This window comes from Sphingomonas sp. (assembly GCF_048595155.1).
GTDB lineage: Bacteria > Pseudomonadota > Alphaproteobacteria > Sphingomonadales > Sphingomonadaceae > Sphingomonas_I.
The window spans coordinates 1-26178 of the sequence record NZ_JBMDXN010000110.1 but is presented as its reverse complement, the minus strand read 5'-3'; the positions used below and the strand labels follow the sequence as shown (position 1 = coordinate 26178).

Here is a 26178-nt window from a genome sequence, read left to right as displayed (position 1 = left end):
TGCTACGCGGTCGGGAAGCGAACGCGTGAACCCTCGTGCGCGCTCTGCCGGGCGCCGGCGATGATCTGCAGCCCCCTGACTGCATCCATCGGGTCGACCGGCGGGGCCGCCCCGGTCAGGATCGCATCGGCGACCGCGCGATAGAAAGAGGGCCAGTCGCCGCGCGCGCTCGGCATCGGATGCGCACCGTCGGCGTCGGTCAGCACGCCATGAAGATCGGGCGTTTCCTCGCCAAAGCCGGCGTCGCCCGGGCGCGCACCCGCCCGCAGCGCGGCTTCCTGCGGATCGATGCCATATTTGACGAAGCTCCCCTTCGTGCCGTGCAGCGCGAACCGCGGGCGCGGCGCGGCGAGCAAGGTCGCGGCAGAGAGGATGACCCGGCGCGCGCCATAATGAAGCGTGATCTCGAAATAATCGTCCACCCGGCTGCCCGCGCGCTGACAGGCAATGTCGCCGGCGATCGCCTCGGGAGGCCCGAACAGCCGCAGCGCCTGATCGATGAGGTGCGGCCCGAGATCGGCGAGCAGGCCGCTCCCCTCCCCCGGCTCCTCTTTCCAGCCAGGCTTGATCGCCGGGCGAAACCGATCCCAGCGAAATTCGGCGAGCGCGATGTCGCCCAGGCGCCCGCTGGCGACGAGATCCGACACGGTCAGGAAATCGCTGTCCCAGCGGCGGTTGTGGAACACGGTCAGCATGCGCGCCCGCTCGTGCGCGAGCGCGACCAGCGCGGCTCCGGCGGCGGCATCTGGCGCGAACGGCTTGTCGACAACCACATGCTTGCCCGCGTCCAATGCCTGGCGGGCAAAGGGAACATGCGTCTGGTTCGGCGTGGCGATCACCACCAGATCCACGCTCGCATCCTCGATCGCAGCGGCGACGTCGCGCGAGACGACGGCATCGGGAAAGGCCCGATGCACGGCGTCGGCCTGGCTGGTCACCACCCGCGCCAGCCCGAAGCGCGGATCGGCGGCGATCAGCGGCGCGTGGAAGGACGCGCCGGCCAGGCCATATCCGATCACCGCAACCTTTATCGTCATGCGAACCCTCTCTTGTCTCGCAGGTTATAGACATTGATCGACGGGGCGATAAGTGCCGTCGCCCTCATCCTGGAGCGACCCATGGCCTTCCCCCTCCCTTATGTTGCCGACCCGTCCCGTTATGATGGCCGGATGCCCTATCGGCGGTGCGGGCGAAGCGGGCTGGATCTGCCCGCCATCTCGCTCGGCCTGTGGCAGAATTTCGGCGGAGCGGACGTGTTCGAAACGGGGCGCGCCATCCTGCGACGCGCCTTCGATCGCGGCGTCACCCATTTCGATCTCGCCAACAATTATGGCCCGCCCTACGGCTCGGCCGAGGAGAATTTCGGCAAGGTCCTGGCGACCGATTTTGCCGGCCACCGCGACGAACTGATCATCTCGACCAAGGCCGGCTGGGACATGTGGCCTGGGCCTTATGGGGATATCGGCAGCAGCAAGAAATATCTCGTCGCCAGCCTCGACCAGAGCCTCAAGCGGATGGGCGTCGACTATGTCGACATCTTCTATTCGCACCGGGTCGATCCCAAGACCCCGCTGGAAGAGACGATGGGCGCGCTCGCCCAGATCCACGCCCAGGGCAAGGCGCTCTATGTCGGCATCTCCAGCTACGAACCCGGCCTCACGCGCAAGGCGGCCGCGATCCTGGCCGAGTATAAGGTGCCGCTGCTGATCCATCAGCCGAGCTATTCCATGCTGAACCGCTGGATCGAGCACGAATTGCTCGGCACGCTGGACGAACTCGGCACCGGCTGCATCGCCTTCTCTCCAATCGCGCAGGGGCTGCTCAGCGACCGCTATCTCAATGGTGTGCCGCAGGATGCGCGCGCGGCGAAGGGGGGATCGTTCAAGGCGGAGCTGATCACGCCCGAGACGATCGAACATATCCGCGCGCTCAACGGGATCGCACAGCAGCGCGGCCAAAGCCTCGCCCAAATGGCCATCGCCTGGGTGCTGCGCGATCCCCGGGTCACCTCTGCCCTGATCGGCGCGCGCACGGTCGAACAGCTCGACGATTCGCTCGACGCGCTCAAGACGCTCGATTTCAGCGGCGAAGAACTCAGCGCGATCGATCAGCATGCCCAGGATAGCGGCATCAATATCTGGCGCAGTTCGTCCGATATCACGGCATTGCCGGAGCAGGCGCGCCGGTAACCGGCGGTCTCGTCGCACGGACACCGGACGCAGGCGGTGTCCCGCCCGGTTGGCGGTCTGGTGCTTACCAGCCCGCCATGGCGACATGGCCGGTCAGGCGATAGGGCATCGTCGCCATCGGCCGATCGATCGCACTGTCGCTGCTCCGGATAGTGTCATGCGGTGCACGGCGGATGCGGGCCAGACGCAGCCGTAGGCGGATCAGCTCCGCCGACTGCGAATCGCAGACGGGATAGGCACGCTCAAGACACAGCCCCCAAGACCCCAAAATATCGGCACGCTCATGCGACTTCGTACGCAACAGCATTAAACGACCGACCTCCGGACAGATAACATCCGATCGTCAAAAGCGTTGCTAAGCCGTTGAGGCCAGGATCGAAGTCGATCCGCCTTCCGCCGACCGCCAGCAAGCAATGCGGCCCGATCCGCGCCTGCACGGGCGTGCGATCAAGCGGCGGTGGCGTGGCTGGCGCGTCGGAAGCGCCAATTGGCAAGATGGGCGACGGCGATGGCGATGCTGCCCAGCACGGTGATCGGCATCTCCAGCGGCGTTTCGCCCCAGTGCAGCGCCGCCAGCGCCAACAGGGCCAGGCCGATCGTACCGGCAATCATCGGGCCCGCCAAACGATGACGTCTGTAACCCACGAACAGCGCGCCGGCCGTTGCCGGTATCGCCAGCAGCAGCGCGATCACATGGAAATGTTCCGGGATCGGCAGCACCGACGAGAGGACCGGGATCAGAGCGAACAGGAGCGGCAGCGCGAGGCAATGGGCCAGGCACGCGACCGTCGCGCCGATCGCGATTCCCTCGATAAGATCGGCCCGGCTGCGCATCACGGCACCCAGATGGACGTCGATCGCCCCAAAAGCAATGATATATTGTATCAAAATTGGGTGGGATGACGTTCAGCTTGGCCGATGCTAAGCCCTTGCCATGGCGCGGCAGCATTCCCCCGGATGGTTGTACCGGCACAAATTGCCGACCCGGATCTGGCATTGGTTGAACGCGCTGACGATCTTCATCCTGCTGATGAGCGGGCTGATGATCTTCAACGCCCATCCCCGCCTCTATTGGGGCAAAGCCGGCGCCAATTACGACCGCCCCTGGCTGCAGATCGGCCCCACGCCCAGCGGCGGCGGCCATGTCGTCATCGCCAACAGGATCTTCCTCCCGACGACCGGCATACTCGGCCGCTGGACGGACCAAAGCGGTCGCATCCAGACCCGCGCCTTCCCCTATTGGGCGACCATCCCCAGCCGCTACAGCCTCGCCGGCGCGCGGCGCTGGCACTTCCTGTTTGCCTGGATATTGGTGCTGGGTGGCACCGCCTATTTCGTCACCAGCCTGATCAACCGCCATTTCCGCAAGGACGTGCTGCCGTCGCGCGAAGAGCTAAAGCCGCGTCATCTGTGGCAGGATATCAAGGATCATGCCCGCCTGCGGCTGCCGACCGGGGATGCGGCGGGCCGCTATAATCCGCTGCAGAAGCTCGCTTATGTCAGCGTGATCTTCGGCCTGATCCCGCTGATGATCCTGACCGGGCTTACGATGGCGCCCGTCTTCAACGCCACCTTCCCCCAATTGCTGGATCTGTTCGGCGGGCGGCAATCGGCGCGCTCGCTCCATTTCCTCTCCGCATTCGGCCTGCTCGCCTTCATCATCGTCCACGTGGTGATGGTGATCCTGGCCGGACCGATCAACGAGATGCGCTCCATGATCACCGGCTGGTTCCGCACGCCCCCGGAGGACCAGCGCCATGGTTGAGCGGAAGACCCGGCCCGACCGATCGCGCCTTTTTCCCGTTCGGGCTGAGCCTGTCGAAGCCCTGCCCTTCGTGCCGAAGAAGAACGGCCCCCTTCGGCTGCCCGCCAAGGCAGTCGCTCAGGACGGCCCTTCGACAAGCTCAGGGCGAACGGAACGCGGCATGAACCGCGCAAACTCGCGCATCGAGATGTCCCGGCGCGGTGCGATCGGCGGCCTCGCCGTCGGCAGCGGCCTGTTGCTGGCCGGCTGCGATCGCGTCGCGACGACCAAAGCCGCGAAAGGGGCCTTCCAAGGCGCGGAGACCCTCACCTATCGCGTCAGCCGCCTGATCACCGCGCGCGACGCTTTGGCCCCGCAATTCACTGGCGCCGACATTTCGCGCGTGTTCCGGTCGAACGGCACCGCCATGCCGGGCTCGCCGGAGTATGCCCAATTGCTGGCGGGCAATTTTGCCGATTGGCGGCTGCATGTCGGCGGCCTCGTCGCACGCCCGCTCGCCATTTCGCTCGATCGGCTGAAGGCGCTCCCCCAACGCACCCAGATCACGCGCCACGATTGCGTGGAGGGGTGGAGCGCGATCGGCCAATGGACGGGGCCGGTGCTGGGCCCGATCCTGCAATTTGCCGGCCTGTCGAGCGCGGCCCGCTATATCGTCTTCCATTGCTACGACGATTTCGGCGGCGCGACCTATTATGAGAGCATCGATCTGATCGACGCCTTCCACCCGCAGACCATCCTGGCCTGGTCGCTTAACAACCAGCCCCTGCCCGTGCCCAATGGCGCGCCCGTGCGGCTGCGGGTCGAGCGCCAGCTTGGCTACAAACATGCCAAATATCTGCGCGCGATCGAGGCGGTGGCAAGTCTGGACCAGATCGGCGGCGGCAAAGGCGGCTTCTGGGAAGATTCCAGCGACTATGCCTGGTTCGCGGGGATCTAGCGCGCGACCATGTCAACACGACCCGTTCGTGCCCACGACCCGTTCGCGAACACGAGCCGCTCGCGAACACGACCCGTCCGCGAACACGGCCCGTTCGTGCACACGGCCCGTTCGTGCACACGAGCCGTTCGCGAACACGGCCCGTCCCTTAACATAAGCCGTTCGTGCCGAGTAGCGATCGAGTAGCCCGCCAGGGCGTATCGAGGGCGCGTATCGAGGCAATAGTGGGGACCACCTCTCGATACGCGCTCTCGACGAGCTCGATCGCTACTCGAGACGAACGGGTCATATCGAGGAACGTCTTAACATGAAATCCCCACGCGCCACCGCCCTCCTGCTAGCCTTCCTCGCCGCCGCCCCCGCCCCCGCGCAAGCCCCGCAGCCCCTGCCCGTCCACGTCGGCGGCCGCGCGATCGCCGCTCCCGACGGCAGCCTCACCTTCGGCTGGCCCGCCGTCTATGTCGAAGGTCGCTTTCGCGGCACCGCCATATCCGTCAGCGTCGAGACGGCGGACGATCGCCTCCAGCTCCTCGTCGACGGCACCCAAAAGGCGCTGTTGATCCAGCCCGGATCCGCCAGCCTGACCATCGCCGGCCTCGCCCCCGGCGACCATGTCGTGCGGCTGGAAAAGGTCACCGAAAGCCAGTCCGGCGGCAGCCGCTTCTTCGGCTTCACCCCCGCCGCCGGCAGCACCGCCTTGCCGCCCGCCCCCCGTGCCCGCCAGATCGAGTTTATCGGCGACAGCTACACCGTCGGCTATGGCAATCTGTCGCACGGCGAGACCTGCACGCAGCAGCAGGTCCATGACCTCACCGACAGCCAGCAGGCCTTCGGGCCTTTGGTCGCGCGCGCGCTCGGCGCCGATTATCGCGTCAATGCTTTTTCGGGCTACGGCGTGGTCCGCAATTACAACGGCACCAGCGCCGGGCAGAGCCTGCCCCTGATCTATCCCCGCCTGAAACCGGACGACGCCACCCATGTCGAGGGCGATCGCGGCGCCTGGCAACCGCAGGTGATCGTGATCAACCTCGGCACCAACGATTGGTCGACCCCGCTCCATACGGGCGAGCCCTGGGCCGACAGGCAGGCGCTCGCCGCCGACTATCGCGCCAAATATATCGCCTTCGCGCGCACGGTGATGGCCCGCCAACCGCAGGCGCACCTCATCCTGATGGGATCGGACCTTTTCTACGATCAGGTCCAGCAAATCGCCGCCACGCTCAATCAGGATGCGAAGAACCCGGTCGTCACGCTCCATTTCGGCGGCCTGGATATGGACGGCTGCCACCATCATCTGTCGACCAAGGACGACCGCACGGAAGCGGCGGCGCTAAAGGCGCTGCTGGAGCAGCATGCGGATTATTGGGGCGGGGCAATGCCTTAGGGTTGGGCACTTCGCGTTGTCGGTGAGGCTGAATGACTGGATTTGAGCCGTTTGTCGACTGGCAGGTTCCGGGAAATATCTGAGCCCAGTTGCCGTTCGCGTGTACAAACGTAGCGCGCAGCTCGCGACCAGACCCGGCAGGGAGCGCATGAGCCGGTTTACGCATGGTTTCGCGGAAGGAGCTGATGCTCGGTAGAACTGGCCATTTCGGAATGACGACATCATTTCCTCGCCCAGCGTGCGAAAACGATGGCCCGGATAAGCGGAAAGATCAGCGCAGCAAGTCAGGCAGGTCATAGAGGAGCTTCAACGCATCGGACCAGCCGACGTCGGAGAACAGGCGCAGAATTTCGACAAGCGCGACACGGCGCGTGTCGTCCTCGAAGATCGAGCGATGATCGGCGATATAGCGGGTGACCATCCGTACGATGACGGTAGCCGCCAGGCTCTCGTGATGATAGCCTTGGCGCGCCGCCGAGCCGGTCAGCAACGCACGCAGTGCGTCGAAGACGCCGGGGGGATCACTCGGGATCAGAAATTCGTAGAGTTCGACCAAGTGATGGTGCGTCGACGGTTCATGCGACGCGGCCAGCAACGCCAACATGGCACGGTAATCGTCGAGGAACCGGCGCATCGTGTCCGTCGACATCAGACCAACAGCCGCCTCGCGATTGTCGGCATGCGCGCCCGAGCCGAAATAGAGCTGGTCCATCAGGTGACCGATGATCGACTCCGCGGCGCGATAGATTGCGATGGCAGCCTCGCGCGCATCGCCCTCGACCTGCTCCTGCGTCACGGCGGCATGGCTTGAGGCCGATGCCGCTGAACAGGCCTCCAATATGATCATCGCGGCACGCTGCGAACGATCGGAGAGCCCGGCGTTACGTTCCTCGCCGCTCGCATAGCGCGTGAAGAACGCGCCGCGCAGCATCGACAGGAACGATGTGAAATATTCGCGGTGTGCGGCCGGATCGCCGGCCCAGGCGGTTAGCCAGTCGAGCGCTGCCTGCTCTTCCTGCCAGCACCAGAGCTGTGCGGTGAGACCGCCGAGCAGCTCGGCGACCTTGTCGCGGTCCGGTTGGTCGTCGCGCTCGATCGCCTCACGGCGCGCGCGCACGATCTCGATGATCGCCTTGCATTTCTCGACGTCGTGCCAAGTGGTGCGCGCTACTACATAGTGCAGGAAGAACCCCAGCACACCACTGTGCGGCTCATCCCGCGCAACCTGTTCGGCAAGCTCCCACATCCTGTCTCTTGCAACGTCCCATAGAGCCAGCAGCCGCTCCGCCGCCTGAAGGCGGACCTGGGGCGCTGGATCGGCGAGCATCGCGTCGAATTTGCCGACCAGTTCGGGATGCGTATCGCCGAAGCGCCGGGCAAGGCCGACATAGGCCTCAGCGGCGTAGACGCGGACTTCCCAATTTCCGTAGCTCAGGCTGTCATCATTGTCCTTTGGCTCAGGAAAGCGGCTCGCCCAAAGACGATCCAGCATCGCGAGCAATTCTTCGATCGACGGCAGACCATCGGTGCCGGGGACATAGGCCGGGGCATCGACGATACGCTCGACCGCGTTGCTGATATTGCCCCAGACGGGCTGCTCGACCTTCTCGTGAAGTGCGGCCGCATTCGCGTCGTACATGTCGATCGTCGCACGTGTCGCCGCCCACAAGGCGCCAAGCGCGGCCGCGTCGCTGGACGAGGGTGTGTTCTGCACCAGATCGGAAAGCGTCTGGGACTGCTCGACCATTTGGGCGTCGGGACCTTGCTCGGTATCGACGCCTTCCCTGGCGAGGATGCTGCGCGTCATCCTCCCTGTCGAACCCCGGCGGATCGATCCGGACCGGGTTGGGGGATTGCCGGCCAGTTCCTCGGCCGCGACCAGCTCGGCGCGTAACGCGCACATCGCGTCTGTGGCGATCGCGTTCGCATCGACCAGCGACAGGAAGCGGCTGAGCGTGCGCCGCCACCAGCGTTGCTCCGCTTCGTCGGTGAACAGATCGGATCGCAATGCCTCGGCTTCGAACGCCGCGCGCTCCTCAAGAGGCCGTGAGGGATACACCGCAGCAAGGAGCCGCACCGCGTCTCGGACAATATCTCCGTGTCGGAGAATCGTGATATTGGCGGCGAACGGCCAGAGCAGGTCGCCGACTTCATCGACGCGCTCGGCCCCAACGCCGAGGATGCGGGTCCACACCGCCGGCCCGGCATAGTCGCTCGCCGCGGCCTCGATCGTCTCAGCAAACGCTTCCGGCGAACACGTGCGTAGGTGCGCGACGAGCTGCGCCAACACATCGTCATCTTGTGTACCGTGGCGCTCTTCGGTGTCGTCCCAAGCCTTGAAGCTATAGTCATGCCCCAACAGATCGAATGGCGTCCGCCCCTCAACCGTGACGCGCTCGCGATCATCGCCGAGCGGCATCGTCCGGTCGGTATCGCCGAGCGCCGCTTCGACGATCGCGCGCGTGCCGAGCGGCACTGATTGTTCGAGGAGCCACGTCACGCGCCGGCCGAGATCATAGCGGCAGCCCTGATAGTCCTGCCTACGGTTCGACGAGAGCGGCATTATGCGACTCACCTGCCCGCCGAAATGGGAGGTGCTGTCGTCGGTGATGTCTTGCGAATAGAGCGATCGATAGATTTCGATCGCGAAGTCGGGATCGCTCCGCGCGATCGGAAAGATCTGCTCGGACAGCCAGCGGGCTTCTCGGTCAGCATTGGCCGAGAAATGCGGCTCGCGCAGTATCCGGTCGAGCAGCGCGCGCGATGCGGGGGGATCGGACGCGAAGCTCTTGCCGACGAAGCGGATCGCGCTGACCGCTGTCGCCTGCATCGGCGGATCAGCGGCCCAGGCGAAGGAAAGCAGCGCTCGTGCCGCGCGGCCGAACACGGGGAGCAGCTCGGCATCAGCAAGCTCGCCCTTGTCGAATAGCGTGTGGAGCAGGAAGCGCGTCGCGTCGGAAAGGTCGCGCGATCCGGTGGCGATCGCCGCGTCGGCGACCTTCGCCCAGGCAATCGCCTCGCTCGCCACAACGCTGCCTGCTTGATCGACGGCAAGCCCGACAAACCGGGCGAGCCGCGACAGCATCGTCGCCAGCGCGTCGTCGTTCGGCCGCGCTGCAATCAACGCCACCAGCCCCGCGACATCGACGGGGGTTGCAGCGCGCTTGATCGCGGTCCGCAGCGCGACATTTGCGAGGACCGGATCGACTGCAGTGTCGGCATAGATGTCTGCTACGAGCCGCCACACTTGCGCCTTGCCCTCAGCATCCTGACGCCAGAGCCGTTCGATTGCGAAGCGTAGCGCCGGTGCGAGCATCAGCGCGATCGAACTGTCGCCGCCAAGCTGGCCGATCAGGCGAACCGGATCGTCCCACTCAAGATAGAAGCGGCCCGCGACATGGTCGAACAGCACATGATGGGCGAAGCTGACGAGGTCACCAGTATCGGTGAGCACGCCAGTCTGGATCACCGCGTCGAGCTGATCGTGCCCAACAACCACCTTGCGCACCGCGAGCCGGCGCCGGCTGACCATCGCGCCGACCGTCGCCGAGGCGGCCTGATGCAAGGCGGTGCCGACCAGGCGGCGGTCTTCATAGGCATCGATCAGATCGGACTGGGTGGCGACGGTGCGGATGCTGTCAGGGCTTGCGCCGTCGGCGAGCAGCTGCGCGGCGAGCGAAAGATTGAAGACGTTGCGCAGCAGGTCACGAAGCTTGTCGGGTGCAGCGGCGAGCAGGCTGCCGAGATCGGACTCAGCAATACCGACCGCGTCGAGATCTTCGTCGGCGAGGCGCGGCACCTGGAAATGACGGACATTGCCCAGTCCGGTCTCTGCGAAAGCAGGATCGGGCGGCGTTCCCGGCATTGCATCGCGGAAACGGCGCCCGTTGCGCAGGTCGAACGTGCGGATCGACGCAATAACGGTCCAGTCCGTGCCCGACGCGGCGAGCGTTTCGATCAGCTTTGCGAACACGCCTTCGGCGGGTCCGCCGCGCGCGGCGTCGAGCGCATCGATGATGAGCAGCTTGGCGCCCGAACCTGGCGCCGCGTCCAGCACCTCGACCAGCGGATGCTCCAGCCCCAGCTTTGACTGGAGATTGGCGGCGATGGCGACGCCGGGAAAGCGATCGACCGAGAGAAATACGACCGTGTCGCCGGCGGAGCGGCGCGCCTGCGCGAGCGCGACCAGCGCACCGGTCTTGCCCGCGCCGGGTTCGCCGATCACGATCAACGAGCCAGAATTGGCCGCCGCGCTCAGTGGGCCGTCGCTGGCACGAGCAATCGGGATGCCGCCGGCGATCGGCAAGCGGGTGTGCCCGGCGAGGCGGTCAAGTTCGGCTTCGGTTGCCGCCGACAATCGCCCGAGATCAGCGGTATAATCGGCAGCACCGACGTCATTGTGACCGAGGCGGCGCAGCTCGCGAAGCAGCCCCGCGCGATCCGCGGGCGCGCCGTTACCGATCATGCCTCGGACAATGGACTTCAGATCGCGAAGCGGCGCATCGCCGGCGGCTTCGGAGCCGTAGAGCCGCGCACCGATCAGACGCGACGCTTCACGCCAATTGTCCTCGCCCTCATTCATCGAGAATCGCGACACACGGAACAGCCGCGCCATCATCACCAGATCGTCGCTGGTGGGCGGGGTCGCGGAAAGTGCCGTCCATGCGGTCCGGGCATGTGTCTCGAACAGGTCGAGCGCGTCGCGTTCGGCTTGCGACCGTCCGTTCTTGGTGGTGGACCAGGTTCCGCCGAGGTCGAATGCACGACATCCGCGTTCGAGCGCATCGAGCGTGCGCGGTGCGTCCGCTGCCACTGCCAGCACGGCACGAGCCTTGGCCGGATCGATCGCGGTCCCGGCATAGCGGGCATTGATTATCAGGCGCACAAGCTGGCTGATGGTTTTGCCCAGCGGACTCTTCGGGCTTTTCGCAAGACCTGCGCTGGTTTTGCTCTGCAGATCGATGCGGCTGGCATCGTCCTGATCAAGGCGGATGTCGTCTAAGCCGTCACCGGTTTCGAGCTGGATCGTTGTTGGAAGCGAGACATTGGCGAGGCCGAAGCGACCGCCGACCGGCAAGCGCGCGAGCAGGTGCGCGGCAAGCCAGGTGCCGACCTCGGCCTGAAAGTCCATGCCGCCCTCGGTCGCTCGCCCTCCGGCGCGCATCGGCGGCTCGCCAGCATAAGCGTCAGCCATGACCGGGCGCCTCGTGATAACGACAAGCATTTGGATGCAAATCGATCGATTGCAGCATGTGGATTTTCATTCTCAACACATAGGTGGAAGCCGCGCGCTTATACAGGTTCGTCGCTCTAACAGTTGTGGCATGTCCGTTCTCAGAACTGGTTTCAGGCCGCGCGCCGTTCCACTTCGTGGCATGCCGATGTTTCGGAACACCCTGCTCTGGTGGCTGATGGATCACACGCCTGACACAGCTGCCGAGAAAAATCGGTCACCACACCACCCGCTGCAGATCGTTTCAGGTGACAGGTTGCGAAGCGGGCGCTCAGCTCGTCACGGCAGCTTCGTCTCAAATCCTGCCTTCCTCTTGCCGCCTGAATGAACAGCGGCCTTCGGGATCGCGCCTTTGAGGTTGGAATGACAGTTTTTGGGGCGCAAAGCGGTCATAGGTGCCAACGTCTAATGTGTGTTCATAGTGCTCAGCCGCCAAGGCACAGCGGGCCACGGGTGCCCTTGACCATCGTACGCATATAGCGTACGATGGTGCGTTGGATATAACCACGGCGCAGATCTATGACGACACCTGATGCTGCGGCGCACAAATCATTAAGTTCGTTTCTGGTGTTTTTTCGTTTTCCCCTTCCTGCGGCCGGGTCCGCACCCCGCCCGCCGGCGGACACGCGCCACCCTCCCCAACAGCTCCTTCCGCCGAAATTGCATTGCCCCTCCCGCCCCGATACAGGCGGATCAAGCGCGCCGTATCGAGCCGCGGAGCGGGAGATTGTGATGCGCAAGGGTTCGATCGGGCTGGCCGCCGTCCTCCTCTCCCTCGCCGGCGCGGGCCATGCCGCGACCTTGGCGGCGGGCGATCTCCGCCCCGCGATCAGCCTCGACGGCGCCTGGCATTATTCGGTCGATCCCTATCGCGACGGCGAAGCCGGCTTCCATGGCGGCGAGCCCGGCCCCAGCAGCCGCCGCTACGCCGACGTGGATGTCGAGGCGGCGATGAAGGCCGATCCGACCGCGCTTTACGAATATGATATGGATCAGTCGCCCGTCGCGACTTTGCCCTCCTCCTGGCTGACGCACGCACCGGAGATGCGCCATTATCAGGGGCTGGTCTGGTATGAGCGCAAATTCGACGCGCACCCGACCGCGGGCAAGCGCCAGTTCCTGCGCTTCGGTGCGGTCAATTACCGCGCGACCGTCTGGCTCAACGGCAAGAAGGTCGGCGCCCATGAAGGCGGCTTCACGACCTTCGCAATCGAGGTTACCGGCGTGCTGCGCCCAGGCGAAAATCGCCTAGTGGTTGCGGCGGATTCGCAGGCCAGCGAGACGACCATCCCCCCATCCGTCACCGATTGGGAAAATTACGGCGGCATCACCCGCAGCGTGCGGCTGATCGAGACGCCCGCCACCTTCGTCGACACGATGTGGGTGCGGCTGACGCCGGACGGGCGGATCAGCGCGGACGCCCAGTTGAACGGCCCCAAGGCCGCGTCCCAGCCGATCACCGTACGCATTCCCGAACTGCACGCCACGATCGGCGGCAAGACCAATGCCAATGGCACATGGTCGGGCTCGATCGGCGTGCCCTCCCAATTGCAGCGCTGGTCGCCGGAGACGCCGAAACTCTACACCGTCTCCGTCACGAGCGGCAGCGACACGCTCACCGATCAGGTCGGCTTCCGCACCACCGCGGTGAAGGGCGCGCAGATCCTGCTCAACGGCAAGCCGATCTATCTGCGCGGCATTTCGGTGCATGAGGAAGAGATGGGCGCCAACCCCAGCCGCACGATCACGCCGCAGGCCGCGCACGATCTGCTCGCGCTCGTGAAGGACGGCCTGCACGGCAATTATGTGCGTCTCGCCCATTACCCGCATTCGGAGGTGATGACGCGGGAGGCGGACAGGATCGGCCTGCTCGTCTGGAGCGAGATCCCGATCTACTGGCGGGTGGCGTTCGACAATGATGCGGTGCTGGCCAAGGCGCGCACCATGCTCGCCGAAGAGATCGAACGCGATCGCAACCGCGCGTCGATCATCATCTGGTCGGTCGCCAACGAAACGCCGGTCAGCGCCCCGCGTACCCATTTCCTCGAAACGCTTGCCGACGATGCCCACCGGCTCGATCCCACCCGCCTGGTCTCGGCCGCCCTGCTTAACGATCGCACGACACGGGATGGTCATGCGGAGATGGTGCTGAACGATCCGCTCGTCAGCCATGTCGATGTGGTGGCGATCAACACCTATAATGGCTGGTACACGGCCGATACGCTGGCCGATGTGCCGGGCATCACCTGGCGGGTGCCGGCGGACAAGCCGTTGGTCTTCTCCGAACTCGGCGCCGATGCGCTGGCGGGCTTCCATGATCCCGTCACCATGCGCAAGGAATCGGAAGATTATCAGGCCGCATATTTCCGCCAGACGCTGAAGATGGCGGACAAGATCCCGACCCTGGTGGGCATGAGCCCCTGGGTGCTGAAGGACTTCCGCTCGCCGCGGCGCCAGCACCCCGTGTTCGAAAGCGGCTGGAACCGCAAGGGCCTGATCTCCCCGACCGGACAGCGCAAACAGGCCTTCGGCGTGCTCGCCGATTATTATGCGAAGAAGGCTGCGGGGGCGGCCAATTAGAAGATCCGACGGGCGATCGAGGGGAGTGAGCGTGCGTAAGACGATGATGTTGCTGTGCGTAACGGCCTTGGCGGGTTCGGCCGGGGCAGCCCCCAATCTGAAGCTCAACGATCAGGGCTATTTCGCCGAACCTGGGCTGAACGTGATGTCGTTCAGCGATTATTATCCGGATGGCCACCAGACCGGCGTCACCATCATCCAGCACGGCGTACGCGTCGCCGCCAATGGCGATTTGCGATTGGAGGCGTCGCCCGGCCAATGGTCGCCCATGCCGGCCACGGGTGAGCGTGTTGTGGATGAAAGGACGCAGACCGTGTCGCGTCGGCTGTCTTTCCCGGATCCCGCCAAGGATCGGACCGGCTTCAACCCGATCGTCTATCCGGACCTGAAGCTCGGCTACACCGTCAGCGTCACGCCGCTGGAGGGCGACAGCTTCCGCATCCGCGTCGATCTCGATACGCCGCTGCCGGCCAAATATGTCGGCAAGGTCGGCTTCAACCTGGAGCTGTTCCCGGGCGATCTGTTCGGCAAGAGCTGGCTGCTCGACCAGCAATCGGGCATTTTCCCGCGCCAGGCGAACGGCCCGATGACGGCGGATGCCGGGGGCGATCAGATTGCGGCGCCGCTGGGTACGGGCCGCACGCTGGTCGTGGCACCGGATAGCGACAGGCAGCGCCTCACCATCCGCAGCGAGACCGGAACTCTCAGCCTGATCGACGGGCGCGGCAATCTCAACAACGCCTGGTTCATCGTGCGCGGGCTGGTGCCGGTCGGCGCCACCAAAGGCGCGATCGAATGGGTCGTGACGCCGAACGTCGTTCGCGGCTGGACATATTCGCCCGTGCTGCAAGTATCGCAGCTCGGCTATACCAGCCACCAGCCCAAGCAATTGGTGATCGAACAGGATCCGGCCGATACCGGCGCCGACAGCGCGCACCTGTACCGGCTGACGCCGGGAGGCAGGGAGGAAGTGAAGACCGGCACGCCCGCCGCCTGGGGGCGCTTCCTGCGGTACGGCTACCGTACCTGGGACTTCTCCGACGTCACGGCGCCCGGCATGTACGTCATCACCTACCGCGACAAGACCAGCCAGCCCTTCAAGATCGGCGACGATGTCTATGATCGTAACGCCTGGCAGCCGACGCTGGAATATTTCCTGCCGGTTCAGATGTGCCACATGCTGGTGCGGGAGAATTACCGCATCTGGCACGGGCTCGATCATCTCGACGATGCACTGATGGCGCCGGTCAATCTCAACCATTTCGATGGCTATGCGCAGGGCCCGTCGACGCTGACCAAATATAAGCCGCTCGAACATGTGCCGGGCCTCGATGCCGGCGGCTGGCATGATGCGGGCGATTATGATCTGCGGGTCGAGAGCCAGATGGGTACGACCTGGCTGTTGGCGAAGATGATCGAGGAATTCGGCCTCGACTATGACGCCACGACGATCGACGAGACGAAGAAGCTGGTGCTGATTCATCAGCCCGACGGCAAGAATGACGCGGTTCAGCAGGTGGAACATGGGCTGCTGTCGGTGATGGGAGGCTATCGTGCGCTGGGTCGCCTGTATCGCGGCATCCAGGATGCGACGCTGCAGCAATATACCCTGCTCGGCGATGCCGCGAACTCCACCGACAATATCGTGGGCAAGCCCGTCCCGGGCCTGGGCAATTACTTCCAGAGCGTGCCGATCCGGTCCGACGATCGGCTGGTCTTCACCGAAGATAATCCCAACCGCGAGATCGAGGTGGCGGGCCAGCTCGCGACCGTCGCCCGCGTGATGAGGAGCCGCGACGCCAAGCTCGCCGCCGAGACGCTGGCGGCGGCGCGGAATGTCGCCGGCAAGGCGATCGATCGCGCCACCAGCGTCGAGGCCAAGGCCTTCGCCCTCTCCGAGCTTTACCTGACCACCGGCGACCACAGCTATATGGATCGGCTGATCGCGATGAAGCCGGACATCGTGGCGCAGATCGATAAAGCCGGCTGGGCCATCGCGTCGGTGATCGACAAAGTGCCGGACGCTGGCTTCAAGCGCGATGTGCGGGCCGCCGTCGCCGCCTACCAGGCCCAGCTTGCGACGAGCGCGCGGACGGACTCGCCTTATGGCGTGCCGTACAAGCCGGATATCTGGGGCGCTGGGTGGACCATTCAGGAATTCGGCGTGAAGCAGTGGATGCTGCACAAGGGCTGGCCCGATCTGGTGCCGGTGGCCAATTTCGTGAACGCGCTGAACTTCGTGCTGGGCGTGCACCCGGGCGAGAATAACGCCTCCTTTGCCTCCGGCGTCGGCGCCCACTCCGCGACCACGGCATACGGGGTCAATCGCGCCGATTGGAGCTACATTCCGGGCGGCGTGATTTCCGGCACGGCCCTCATCCGCCCGGATCTGCCGGAATTGAAAGTCTGGCCCTATTTCTGGCAACAGACGGAATATGTCCTGGGCGGTGGCGAGACCAATTACATGTTCCTCGTACTGGCCGTGAACCAGCTTTATAAGGGAAAACACCATTGAAGTTCTGGCGATCGACCGCGACGATAGCGCTCATCTTGGCGATTGCCCCCGCCGCGCAGGCGGGGCGCGTCAGCTTCGGCCGCACCAAGGACGGGCACGCCGCGCATCTTTATACGCTGACCAACAAGAACGGCCTCGTCGTGCGCTTCACCGATTATGGCGGCCTGATCACGGAGATCGACACGCCGGATCGGCTCGGCAAATCGGCCAACGTCGCCCTGGGTTTCCGCAGCGCCGGCGAATATGAGGCGCTGAACGGCGGCTATGGCTTCGGATCGCCGATCGGGCGGTTCGCCAACCGCATCGGCAATGCCCGCTTCACGCTCGACGGCAAGACCTACAGCTTCACGCCCAATGCCGGGCCGCACCTGCTCCATGGCGGGCCGCCCGGCTACAATATGCGCTTCTGGCGCGTGTCGATGAAACGGCTCGGCATCAATCACGGGGCCGTTCTGTCGCTGACCAGCCCGGATGGCGACCAGGGTTTTCCCGGCACGCTCAGGGTGCGGATGACCTATACGCTGACCGAGAATAACGAGCTGCGCATTGACTATCGGGCAACCACGACCAAGCCGACCGTGCTGAACCTGACCAACCATTCCTACTTCAATCTGGCCGGTGAAGGCGCTGGCGACGTCGGTGGGCACATCATCCAGATCAACGCCCGCAGCATCGCCGAGACGGATGGCCTCGCGCTTCCGACCGGCCGGATCGTGGAGGTGGCCGGCCCGTTCGATTTGCGGAGCCCCCGCGTGATGCGCGACGGCATCGATACGCTGCGGGCGGCAGGCCGGGGTGGTTACGACACGCCTTATGTCCTGGCGGACGCACCCCGCCCGACGCCCGCCTTCGTGGCGCGCGTGACCGAGCCGACGTCCGGCCGCATGATGGAGGTCTATACGACCGAGCCGTCGATGCAGGTCTTCACCGCCAATCATCTGAACGGCAAGGATTCCGGCCCGAGCGGGCGGCCCTATGTGCGCTATGGCGGCTTCGCGCTGGAAACCCAGCACCTGCCCGACAGCCCCAATCATCCCGAATGGCCGACCACCGTCTTGCGCCCCGGCCAGGTGTTCCGATCGACCACGATCTATAAATTCGTGACGCCCGTCGATCGGCTGCACAATTGAACGCTCGAACGCTGACGCGCCGACCGCGTTACATCGCCAGCAGGCGCGGCAGGTGCGGCAGCAGATCGCGGGCGAGGAAGCCGATCGGCCCGATCGCCTCGGCCGCGGCCCGGCCTGCCGCGCCGTGCAGCCATACGCCCCACCCGGCCGCCGCGACCGGCGCCATCCCGCGTGCCAGCAGGCCGCCGATCACCCCTGCCAGCACATCGCCCGATCCCCCGGTCGCCAGGCCGGGCGCGTCGCTGTCATGCACCAGCATGGTGCCATCGGGCGCGGCGATGATGGTACGGGCATTCTTCAGCACGACCACCGCCCCGAACCGATCCGCCGCCGCGCGCGCGGCACGTTCGGGGTCGTCCCCGATCGCGCGCTCCTCCTCGCCGGTCAAATAAGCCAATTCGCCGTGATGCGGCGTCAGGACGACCCGACCCTGATGCGCGGCGATCAGGGTCTCCAGCCCGGCCGCACAGGCGAGCGGTGCCGCATCGAGAACGATCGTGAGCGCCGCGCGCGGTGTAGCGATCACTTGACGGGTTAACCTGTCGACATCCGATCGCCCGCCCATCCCCGGACCGAAGATAAACGCGTCACAGCTCTCCAGCTGCTCGTTGATGCCGGCCGCGGCATCCGCGCCGAGCTCGCCATCCGCGCCCTCCGGCAAGGCGACCACGCCGGCTTCGGGCATGACAAGGCCAAGCGGGATTGCGGCCGCCTCGATCGTGCCCATGCGGACCTTGCCCGCACCCACCCGCAGTGCGGCCTGGGCGGTCAGTGCCAGGGCGCCGGGCACGCGGCGGCTGCCACCGGCGGCAAAGACGCGTCCCCGCGCATTCTTGTCGGCCCCATCCTCGCGCCGCGGCAAGGGATTGGCGGTCCGCCAGGCCAGGTCGAGACGCGTCATCCGCGCGCCGCCACGACCGGATCGGGCGCTTCGGTCCGGGGCATCTGCGCGTCGGCAAGCGGAAGCATGTCATTGTAGCGCGCCAGGACGAGTCCGCCGCTCCGTCCGGCCGCAGGATCGAAGCGATATTCGGTCACGCTGCAATTGCCGACGTTGGCCGTGCGATCGATGCGCAGGATCGCCTCTTCATCCAGCTTTTCCAGGATGTAGCGCAGGCAGAGGATCACGACCTGATGGCAGATGATCATGACCCGGCGCTCGGCATAATGGAGCGACACCGTGTCAAGGACGGAACGCAACCGCAGGATGACGTCGCACCAGCTCTCACCGCCCGGCGGGCGATGGTAGAACTTGCCCAGCAGCCGGCGGAATTCCGCTTGCTCCGGGTAGGTTTGGGCGATGCCGGTGGACGTCAGACCATCGAGGATGCCGAATTCCTTCTCCCGCAACCGTTCGTCGGGACAGATCGGATCATCCCCGGCCGTACCGCCAGCATCGCGAAACAGGGCGGCGGTCTGCAGCGTGCGCTTATAAGGAGACGAGAGCAGCACATCGGGGCGATCGGCCTCTGGCTGACGGGCAAACCATGCGCCGAGCGCGTCCGCCTGGCGGAGGCCCAACGGACTGAGCGGCACGTCGACGTCGCGCCCGTCGAGGGTGATACGATGCAATTCATCCCGCAGAGCGGCATCCCGCGCCACATTGCCCGCACTTTGCCCGTGCCGGACCAGCCATAAACGCTCGGGCCACCGTTGCGACATCATTCCGCCTCCGCCCATTCCAACCCCGCTGGTCCCAATAAGGTTTCTTTTCATGGAGATCCGCGTGCGCGAGGGACAGAAGCGGCAAACTGCGCGTTGAAGGGGTGAAGGAGAGACGTGATGGCCAGCCAACCCCCAAGCCCGGATATCCCGACCGACGTACCGATCGACGATCCGGTCCCCACCCCGACAGACCCCATTCCGCCCATTCCCACCGATCCGGTGATCGATGGCGCCGGCGGAAATCCCCTGATCGAAGGACCGTAAGATCCTGATGCCCCCCCGCGCGGCACGGCTGATCATCCGGCGCTGTCCTCCCGGGGCAACGCCGGATATCGAACCGGTCCGAAACGACTACACGTGTAATTGATCATTCAGCTTGGTTTTGTCATCTCGTGCACGACAGTATGTCGAGGGGGACGATGCCATGCGCGATACGGGCCGCACCTTGTTCCAGCGAACCGCATCGGCGATGGGGTGGTGGACCGGATCGGATCACGCCGCGGGCGAACGGATGCCGCTTCACGACACCGCCGCCACCATCGCGGAGACCGCAGTCGCGGGGGGCTATAGCGCGGGCCTGGTGGCGGCGTTCCGCCTCCCGATCCGAAGCCCTTCCGCCGTTGCGATCGGCTCTGCCGATCTCGAACAGGATTTGACCCTGACGGTCGACCATAGCTGTCCCGTCGGGAGCTGCCTGCGCCAGTTCATCGCTGCCGCCATCCTGCTGCTGGTGGAAGGCAACAGAATGCGGCTGACCGACCGAGCTATCCGGTTTGGCGGAGCCGAAGACGGCCTTGCAGGGACAAGCGTGCAGGACCTGCTGCACGGCGGCCGCGATTGCTACGACCGGCTGGAGCAGATCGTGACGCACGTAGCGGGCGAGAGCTTCGCGCAATTCGCAACCACCAACCTGTTGCTTGCCGCCGGTATGACGCAAAGCGTGTTGGCGGATGCCGAAGGCTTTCTGCCCCGACGCGCGACAGGCTATCGGCTCACCGCCGGGCGCGCGCACGCTTTCGAGACGGTAGCCGAGATCGGCACCGGCCTGCACGCGACAGCAGGTGATCTGCTGTTGTGGAACCGAGCGTTGTTGAACGGTCGGCTGCTGACGCATGCCGCAGTCGACCTGATGACGAACGGGTCGCGCGAAGGCACGCCCGGCCCTGAACTCGCGTCGATCGTCGAACGGCATCGCCTTGGCTGGGGGTTGGAAAGCGGTCGGATCCTGGGGCACCGCGCCTTCTGGCAGCGGGGCGAGGCGCCGGGGTTCGACGCCTGGCTGTTCCATTTTCCGGACGCGCGGATCGATCTCGCCCTGCTCGCCAATACCGAACAGGGTGCCGAGACGATCTTGGAGCCGATGCTGCGCGCGGTGTTGCGCGCCTAGCCGGAGTCGCGGCCGGCCTAGACCAGCCGGCTCTGCTTGATCGCGGCTTCGATGAAGCTCGCGAACAGAGGGTGCGGATCGAACGGCTTCGACTTCAGCTCTGGATGGAATTGCACGCCGACGAACCAGGGATGATCGGGGCGCTCCACGATCTCGGGAAGTTCGCCATCGGGCGACATGCCGGAGAAAACGAGACCGCCTTTTTCCAAGGCCTCGCGATAATGGACATTGACCTCGTAGCGATGGCGGTGGCGCTCCGAGATATCGGTGCCGCCATAGATATTGGCGGCATGACTGTTGCCGGCCAGGCGCGCGTCATAGGCGCCCAGCCGCATCGTGCCGCCCAGATCGCCACCCTGCTCACGCTTCTGCAGCCCCTCGGCGCTCATCCATTCGGTGATCATGCCGACGACGGGCTCATCGGTCGCGCCGAACTCCGTCGTGGAGGCCTTTTCGATCCCGGCCGTATTCCGTGCACCTTCGATGCAGGCCATCTGCATGCCTAGGCAAATGCCGAAATACGGCACTTTGCGCTCGCGGGCGAAGGCGACGCTCGAAATCTTGCCTTCGCTGCCACGCTCGCCGAAGCCGCCGGGTACCAGGATGGCGTTCATCGGCTCCAGCTTGGCCGCAATTTCTTGCTGGTCCTGCTCGAACAACTCCGCATCCAGCCAGCGGACGTTGACCTTCACGCGATTGGCGATGCCGCCATGAACCAGTGCCTCGTGCAAGCTCTTATAGGCATCCGGCAGACCGACATATTTGCCGACGACGCCGATGGTGACCTCCCCTTCCGGATTCTCGAGCCGGTCGACAATGTCATGCCAGCGCGTGAGATCGGGGGGGCTGCCAGGTTCGAGGTTGAAGGCCCGCAGCACGGCCGCATCCAGCCCGGCGGCGCTATATTGGATCGGCACTGCATAGATGTTCGGCGCATCGAGGGCCGGGATGACGGCTGTCAGCGGAACGTTGCAGAACAAGGCGATCTTGGCGCGCTCGCTCTCCGGCAGATCGCGCTCGCAGCGGCACACCAGCACGTCCGGCTGGATGCCCAGGCTCGTCAGATCGCGCACGCTATGCTGGGTCGGCTTGGTCTTCAGCTCGCCCGCGGCCGCAATGTAAGGCACAAGCGTCAGGTGGACGAAGCAGGTATTGTCGCGACCAAGATCGTTCCGCAGCTGGCGGATCGCCTCCATGAAGGGCAGGCTTTCGATATCGCCGACGGTGCCGCCAATCTCGCACAGCACGAAATCCAGGTCGTCGGTTTCCGCGCGGGCAAATTCCTTGATCGCGTCGGTTACGTGCGGGATCACCTGGACCGTGGCGCCAAGATAGTCGCCGCGCCGCTCGCGCTGGATGATCGACTGATTGATCCTGCCGGACGTGATGTTGTCGCTCTGCCGCGACGGTACGCCGGTGAATCGCTCATAGTGGCCAAGATCGAGATCGGTCTCCGCCCCATCGTCGGTGACGTAGACCTCCCCATGCTGATACGGGCTCATCGTGCCCGGATCGACGTTGAGATAAGGATCGAATTTCCGAATGCGCACGCGGTATCCACGCGCTTGCAAGAGCGCCGCGAGCGACGCCGCCATAAGGCCCTTGCCAAGCGAGGAGACCACGCCGCCGGTTATGAAGATGAACCGCGCCATGGGAGAAAAGGCTTAGCGGCCCGAACCCCAAATGGGCAAGCGGCGATTTGCCGCTGCCGTGCCGAAATGATTATTGAGCGAGCGGAACGGTGTTGTTGTCGGCGGGCGCCGGGGTCGGCGCAGGTGTAGCCGGGGTCGACACAGGCGCCGGGCTGCGTGCAAGGCTGGTGTCGATCCGGGTCGGGCTCTTGGACATGGTTACCAGCACCGCCAGGCCGATCGACAGAACCACGAAAATGGTCGCCAGAATCGCGGTCGTCCGCGTGAGGAAATCCGCCGCGCCACGTGCGCTCATCAGCCCTGCCGGGCTACCGCTGGAGGCCAGGCCGCCCCCTTCCGAGCGCTGCATGAGAATGACAGCCACGAGCGAAGCGGCGACGATGGCATGGACGACGAGAAGGAAGGTCAACATAAGCGCGCCCCGTTAGCGGAATGCATCACAAAGGGCAATCGAGTGCAGCGCAAGGTCATCGGGATGTCGGGTCGCTCCAAACGACATCCTGGTAGAGGCTGAACCGGGCGCCGACTGCCCGTTGTCCATGCAGGACGCAGACAGAAGCGACAACACCCATTGGTTACCGCCTTTATGCGTTCAACATCCCCCTGGCGGCATCAGCGAAGGCGGCGAAATCGGCATGGAGCGAAGGAAGCGCCTGCCGGAAATTGATGAAGCCGTGGATCATGCCTCCAGCCTCTAACCGATAGACAGGACCTCCCGCCGCCTCAACGCGATCGGCATAGGCGTGAGCGGCGTCCCGCAACGGATCCAGCCCCGCAGTATGCAGCAGCAGTGGCACCGGCGGGATCGGTCCATCCAGACAGTCGTGGCGCGGGTCGCCCGGCGGCGCGCAATACTGACGATCGAACCAAGCCATGTCATCCGCCCCGAGAAAGAAGCCTTCACCGAACGCGCGATAGGAGGGCCAATCGGTGCCGCCGCCGACATAAGGATACAGCGCCCAGCATGCCTTTACCGGAACGGCTGCAGGCCGGAGCGCGAGCTGCTGGGTGGTGACGATCGCCAGATTGCCGCCGGCACTGTCGCCGCAGGGGATGAGCCCCGTCACCTCGAAGCCGAACAGGTCCGGCGATTGCGCGGCCCAGCGGGCGGCCGCCTCTGCATCGTCAACCGCCGCAGGAAAAGGACTTTCCGGCGCCAGGCGATATCCGACTGCCAGCAGCGGCATGTCGAGCGTATCCGCCAGCCACGTACAGAAGCTGTGATGCGTATCGAGGTCGCCCATGACGAAGCCGCCGCCATGGAAGAAAAGGATAAGCGGGCCGGCCGTGCGATCGTGGCGGCGATCATAGAGCCGCGCGGGGATCGCGCCGCCGGGACCCGGCATCAGGCAATCCCGGATGCGCGCCAGCGGCAGTGGCGGCGCATCGGCCACGGCACAATTCGCCCGCATCACCAGCCGTGCCGCCTCGACCGGCAGGGTCGAGAGCGGCGGTGCGGCACTCTCCTGGATGAAGGCGAGAAAGCCGGCGACATCCGCGCGCGGCATTGCCGCACTCATGCGCTTTGCTCCATCAGCAGGACCGGCTTGATCACCGCGCCGGTCTCGGAATCCAGCACCGCCTGCTCGATCTCGGTGAAGGGATAGGTGCGCACGAGCTTTTCCATCGGCAGTCGGCCGGCACGATAATGATCGATCAACTCGGGAATGAAGCGCTGCGGATCGATGCCGCCCTCGACGACGCCGATAATGCGGCGGCCCATGCTCATCATGGCCGACGCATCCACCGGCACTTTAGGATCGGGCGGATAGACCCCGGCCAGCGCCAGTGTCCCACGGCCAGCAAGCAGGCCGACCGCGGGACCCAGCAACGCAGGCACGCCAGTTGTATCGATGATATAGTCGAACGGCCCAGCAAGCATGTCGAGGCTCGTCGCCGTTTCGGTGGCACCCAATTCGCGTCCAAGATCGAGCCGGTGCGTGTGACGATCCAGCAGCGCGATCCGGTTCGCGCCCGAGATCTTCGCCGCCATCACAGCCGCAAGCCCGACCGCCCCGGCCCCCAGTATCGCAATCGACTGGCCCGGGCGGACCTTGAGCGTCGCCAGTACGGTCCCGGCGCCGGTCTGGATGCCGCAGCCAAGTGGCGCCAGCAGATGCAGCGGCAGATCGGGATCCACCTTCTGCACGTTACGCTGGTGGGCCAAGGCCCGGGTCGCGAAGGCTGATTGGCCGAAGATGTTGCTGCCGACGCGATGCGCGCCGCGCCACAGCCCGCCCTGGTCCGGTGCCAATGTCCCCAGGAAGTTGCGCGGGACGAATTCCGGGCAATAACCGGGCTCGTGATCGTGGCAGGCCGGGCACATGCCACAGCTGTCGAAGCTGATGAGCACATGATCGCCCGGAGCAAGCCCGATGACCCCCGGTCCTACCGATTCCACCACGCCCGCACCCTCATGCCCGAAGACGGCGGGGAACGGCACCGGTGCGGCGCCGTCGCGCATCACCATATCGGTATGGCACACGCCGCACGCGACGATCCGCACCAATAGCTGATCACCGCCGGGCGGATCGATCCGAAGCGTCTCGATGCGGAATGCGCCGCCCGCCGTCTCGACGACGGCAGCCTGGATATCCATGCCGCGCGACCTTAGAACTTGAAGCCGAAGCGCGCATACCATTCACGCGGGCGATTATAGGTGCCGAAGAAGGTGCCGTCCGCGATGTTCGACCCGCCCGAGGTGAGGTAGCGGTCGTTCGTCAGATTGGTGGCGCCGATCGTCAGCGTCCAATGATCCCCCGGTTCCTGATAGGCGATGCTGGCGTTGAGCAGATCGACAGCCCCACGCCGGAGCAAATAGGTACGCTGGGTGTCGTTCCACACGCTGCTCGCATGACTCCAATCGGCCAGGAAGATGAGCGACCCGCCATTGCCGATGTGGGTCTCGTACCGTGGCGAGACGCTCGTCTTCCACTTCGGCGTCTTGGGCAGGGACGAACCGACGATCGTGCCGGCCTGGAAGGGGCTGGGCCCGCCGACGGCGGCGGCGGCGGCCGAGACGCTGGTATAAACGGCGTCGATATAGCCCAGCGAAGCATTGATCGTCAGCCCACGTGCCGGTGCGGCAATCGCTTCCAGTTCGAAACCGCGGATGCGCGCATTGCCCGCATTGGCGATGGTGGGCGAGGTCCCGATCTGAATGTTAAGCTGGATATCCTTGTAATCAGTCGAGAAGGCGGCCGCGTTCAGCTGCAATTTGTGGTCGAACAAGGTCGACTTGACGCCCGCTTCCCAGGTACTCGCTTTCTCCTCGTTGAAATCAGGCGCAACATTGCCTTGCGGGTTGGTCAGCCGGGTGGTCCATCCGCCCGTCTTGTAGCCGCGCGACCAGCTGCCATAGATCATCACATCGTCATTTGGGTGCAGTTGCACGCCGAATTTGGGTGAGAAGTCGCTGAACTTCTTGTGATTTACGCCTGGCACATAGACCCGCACCGGATTGTTGGGATCGGGATAGCCGAGGCCCGTCTGGCAGGTGACCGGCGCCAGCGGGAACGGCCCGTTGGGCGTGATATTACCGTTGGCATCGGAACAGCCGAACAGTTTGTAATTGAAGCCGTTCAGCTCCTGCTGTCCGCCTTCAAACTGTTTCTTCTCACGGGTGTAGCGGCCGCCGACGGTGAGTCCCAGCCAGTCGAACGGCCGATAGTCGATCTGCCCGAACCCGGCATAATTCTCGGTTTCCAGCCGGTTGGGTCCATCCACCTGCACCTGACCCTC

20 protein-coding genes are annotated in these 26178 nt (G+C 65.0%); 9 read left to right on the top strand and 11 right to left on the bottom strand.

The window, feature by feature from the left end; all coding sequences use genetic code 11:
- Window positions 1–2: 2 nt before the first annotated feature.
- Window positions 3–1037, bottom strand: coding sequence for an oxidoreductase (locus tag ACOJSI_RS17535; protein WP_420139601.1), 1035 nt, complete (start codon window positions 1035–1037; stop codon window positions 3–5).
- 81 nt (window positions 1038–1118) lie between these two features.
- Between ACOJSI_RS17535 and mgrA the strand changes: the two genes are divergently transcribed.
- Window positions 1119–2189: an L-glyceraldehyde 3-phosphate reductase gene (gene mgrA / locus ACOJSI_RS17530; protein ID WP_420139600.1), complete on the top strand. Its 1071-nt coding sequence runs from the start codon at window positions 1119–1121 to the stop codon at window positions 2187–2189.
- Window positions 2190–2253: 64 nt separating this feature from the next.
- Here the strand turns inward: mgrA and ACOJSI_RS17525 are convergent, their stop codons facing one another.
- Both ACOJSI_RS17525 and ACOJSI_RS17520 read right to left on the bottom strand, forming a co-directional pair.
- Window positions 2254–2496, bottom strand: coding sequence for a hypothetical protein (locus tag ACOJSI_RS17525; RefSeq protein ID WP_420139599.1), 243 nt, complete (start codon window positions 2494–2496; stop codon window positions 2254–2256).
- A gap of 140 nt (window positions 2497–2636) precedes the next feature.
- Window positions 2637–3077, bottom strand: a complete 441-nt coding sequence (locus tag ACOJSI_RS17520; protein ID WP_420139598.1) for a MerC domain-containing protein — start codon at window positions 3075–3077, stop codon at window positions 2637–2639.
- Between the two features lie 46 nt (window positions 3078–3123).
- Here ACOJSI_RS17520 and ACOJSI_RS17515 point away from each other — a divergent pair, with 46 nt between their 5' ends.
- The 3 genes from ACOJSI_RS17515 (at window position 3124) to ACOJSI_RS17505 (ending at window position 6275) form a co-directional block, all read left to right on the top strand.
- Window positions 3124–3954: a cytochrome b/b6 domain-containing protein gene (locus ACOJSI_RS17515; RefSeq protein ID WP_420139597.1), complete on the top strand. Its 831-nt coding sequence runs from the start codon at window positions 3124–3126 to the stop codon at window positions 3952–3954.
- Window positions 3955–4114: 160 nt separating this feature from the next.
- Complete coding sequence (locus ACOJSI_RS17510) at window positions 4115–4891, top strand: molybdopterin-dependent oxidoreductase (protein WP_420139596.1); 777 nt, start codon at window positions 4115–4117, stop codon at window positions 4889–4891.
- Between the two features lie 307 nt (window positions 4892–5198).
- Complete coding sequence (locus ACOJSI_RS17505; RefSeq protein WP_420139595.1) at window positions 5199–6275, top strand: SGNH/GDSL hydrolase family protein; 1077 nt, start codon at window positions 5199–5201, stop codon at window positions 6273–6275.
- 271 nt (window positions 6276–6546) lie between these two features.
- Here the strand turns inward: ACOJSI_RS17505 and ACOJSI_RS17500 are convergent, their stop codons facing one another.
- On the bottom strand, window positions 6547–11469 hold the full coding sequence (locus ACOJSI_RS17500) for a hypothetical protein (RefSeq protein ID WP_420139594.1): 4923 nt from the start codon (window positions 11467–11469) through the stop codon (window positions 6547–6549).
- A gap of 771 nt (window positions 11470–12240) precedes the next feature.
- Here ACOJSI_RS17500 and ACOJSI_RS17495 point away from each other — a divergent pair.
- From ACOJSI_RS17495 to ACOJSI_RS17485, 3 genes are read left to right on the top strand one after another with little or no spacing between them, the layout of a single operon-like run.
- Complete coding sequence (locus tag ACOJSI_RS17495; RefSeq protein WP_420139593.1) at window positions 12241–14088, top strand: glycoside hydrolase family 2 protein; 1848 nt, start codon at window positions 12241–12243, stop codon at window positions 14086–14088.
- 31 nt (window positions 14089–14119) lie between these two features.
- Window positions 14120–16603, top strand: a complete 2484-nt coding sequence (locus tag ACOJSI_RS17490) for a glycoside hydrolase family 9 protein (protein ID WP_420139592.1) — start codon at window positions 14120–14122, stop codon at window positions 16601–16603.
- A gap of 35 nt (window positions 16604–16638) precedes the next feature.
- Window positions 16639–17733 (top strand): aldose epimerase family protein, encoded by a 1095-nt coding sequence (locus tag ACOJSI_RS17485; protein WP_420139591.1) that lies wholly within the window; start codon window positions 16639–16641, stop codon window positions 17731–17733.
- Between the two features lie 28 nt (window positions 17734–17761).
- Here the strand turns inward: ACOJSI_RS17485 and ACOJSI_RS17480 are convergent, their stop codons facing one another.
- Window positions 17762–18634, bottom strand: a complete 873-nt coding sequence (locus ACOJSI_RS17480; protein ID WP_420139590.1) for an NAD(P)H-hydrate dehydratase — start codon at window positions 18632–18634, stop codon at window positions 17762–17764.
- Window positions 18631–19398 carry a histidine phosphatase family protein gene (locus ACOJSI_RS17475; protein WP_420139589.1) on the bottom strand — a complete coding sequence of 256 codons (768 nt, stop codon included), beginning with the start codon at window positions 19396–19398 and terminating at the stop codon, window positions 18631–18633. Before ACOJSI_RS17475 ends, ACOJSI_RS17480 begins: the two co-directional genes overlap by 4 nt.
- Before the next feature lie 117 nt (window positions 19399–19515).
- Between ACOJSI_RS17475 and ACOJSI_RS17470 the strand changes: the two genes are divergently transcribed.
- Both ACOJSI_RS17470 and ACOJSI_RS17465 read left to right on the top strand, forming a co-directional pair.
- Window positions 19516–19662 (top strand): hypothetical protein, encoded by a 147-nt coding sequence (locus ACOJSI_RS17470; RefSeq protein ID WP_420139588.1) that lies wholly within the window; start codon window positions 19516–19518, stop codon window positions 19660–19662.
- Between the two features lie 160 nt (window positions 19663–19822).
- Window positions 19823–20785 (top strand): serine hydrolase domain-containing protein, encoded by a 963-nt coding sequence (locus ACOJSI_RS17465; protein ID WP_420139587.1) that lies wholly within the window; start codon window positions 19823–19825, stop codon window positions 20783–20785.
- 17 nt (window positions 20786–20802) lie between these two features.
- Here ACOJSI_RS17465 and ACOJSI_RS17460 read toward each other — a convergent pair whose 3' ends face one another.
- The 5 genes from ACOJSI_RS17460 to ACOJSI_RS17440 form a co-directional block, all read right to left on the bottom strand.
- Window positions 20803–22437 (bottom strand): CTP synthase, encoded by a 1635-nt coding sequence (locus ACOJSI_RS17460; RefSeq protein WP_420139586.1) that lies wholly within the window; start codon window positions 22435–22437, stop codon window positions 20803–20805.
- Between the two features lie 70 nt (window positions 22438–22507).
- Window positions 22508–22849 carry a preprotein translocase subunit SecG gene (gene secG, locus ACOJSI_RS17455; RefSeq protein ID WP_420139585.1) on the bottom strand — a complete coding sequence of 114 codons (342 nt, stop codon included), beginning with the start codon at window positions 22847–22849 and terminating at the stop codon, window positions 22508–22510.
- A 172-nt stretch (window positions 22850–23021) separates the two neighbouring features.
- A complete protein-coding gene (locus ACOJSI_RS17450; RefSeq protein ID WP_420139584.1) occupies window positions 23022–23957 on the bottom strand; it encodes an alpha/beta hydrolase fold domain-containing protein in 936 nt (311 codons plus the stop codon).
- Complete coding sequence (locus ACOJSI_RS17445; protein ID WP_420139583.1) at window positions 23954–25036, bottom strand: NAD(P)-dependent alcohol dehydrogenase; 1083 nt, start codon at window positions 25034–25036, stop codon at window positions 23954–23956. The genes ACOJSI_RS17450 and ACOJSI_RS17445 overlap by 4 nt, the downstream gene beginning before the upstream one ends.
- An 11-nt stretch (window positions 25037–25047) precedes the next feature.
- A partial coding sequence (locus ACOJSI_RS17440; RefSeq protein ID WP_420139582.1) for a TonB-dependent receptor occupies window positions 25048–26178 on the bottom strand: 1131 nt, incomplete at its 5' end.

Excerpts from the sequence above, each read along its gene's own strand:
- ACOJSI_RS17535 (WP_420139601.1), bottom strand. The coding sequence starts at position 1,037 with ATGACGATAAAGGTTGCGGTGATCGGATATGGCCTGGCCGGCGCGTCC.
- mgrA (WP_420139600.1), top strand. The coding sequence starts at position 1,119 with ATGGCCTTCCCCCTCCCTTATGTTGCCGACCCGTCCCGTTATGATGGC.
- ACOJSI_RS17525 (WP_420139599.1), bottom strand. The coding sequence starts at position 2,496 with ATGCTGTTGCGTACGAAGTCGCATGAGCGTGCCGATATTTTGGGGTCT.
- ACOJSI_RS17515 (WP_420139597.1), top strand. The coding sequence starts at position 3,124 with ATGGCGCGGCAGCATTCCCCCGGATGGTTGTACCGGCACAAATTGCCG.
- ACOJSI_RS17510 (WP_420139596.1), top strand. The coding sequence starts at position 4,115 with ATGAACCGCGCAAACTCGCGCATCGAGATGTCCCGGCGCGGTGCGATC.
- ACOJSI_RS17505 (WP_420139595.1), top strand. The coding sequence starts at position 5,199 with ATGAAATCCCCACGCGCCACCGCCCTCCTGCTAGCCTTCCTCGCCGCC.
- ACOJSI_RS17500 (WP_420139594.1), bottom strand. The coding sequence starts at position 11,469 with ATGGCTGACGCTTATGCTGGCGAGCCGCCGATGCGCGCCGGAGGGCGA.
- ACOJSI_RS17495 (WP_420139593.1), top strand. The coding sequence starts at position 12,241 with ATGCGCAAGGGTTCGATCGGGCTGGCCGCCGTCCTCCTCTCCCTCGCC.
- ACOJSI_RS17480 (WP_420139590.1), bottom strand. The coding sequence starts at position 18,634 with ATGACGCGTCTCGACCTGGCCTGGCGGACCGCCAATCCCTTGCCGCGG.
- ACOJSI_RS17475 (WP_420139589.1), bottom strand. The coding sequence starts at position 19,398 with ATGATGTCGCAACGGTGGCCCGAGCGTTTATGGCTGGTCCGGCACGGG.
- ACOJSI_RS17470 (WP_420139588.1), top strand. The coding sequence starts at position 19,516 with ATGGCCAGCCAACCCCCAAGCCCGGATATCCCGACCGACGTACCGATC.
- ACOJSI_RS17465 (WP_420139587.1), top strand. The coding sequence starts at position 19,823 with ATGCGCGATACGGGCCGCACCTTGTTCCAGCGAACCGCATCGGCGATG.
- ACOJSI_RS17460 (WP_420139586.1), bottom strand. The coding sequence starts at position 22,437 with ATGGCGCGGTTCATCTTCATAACCGGCGGCGTGGTCTCCTCGCTTGGC.
- secG (WP_420139585.1), bottom strand. The coding sequence starts at position 22,849 with ATGTTGACCTTCCTTCTCGTCGTCCATGCCATCGTCGCCGCTTCGCTC.
- ACOJSI_RS17450 (WP_420139584.1), bottom strand. The coding sequence starts at position 23,957 with ATGAGTGCGGCAATGCCGCGCGCGGATGTCGCCGGCTTTCTCGCCTTC.
- ACOJSI_RS17445 (WP_420139583.1), bottom strand. The coding sequence starts at position 25,036 with ATGGATATCCAGGCTGCCGTCGTCGAGACGGCGGGCGGCGCATTCCGC.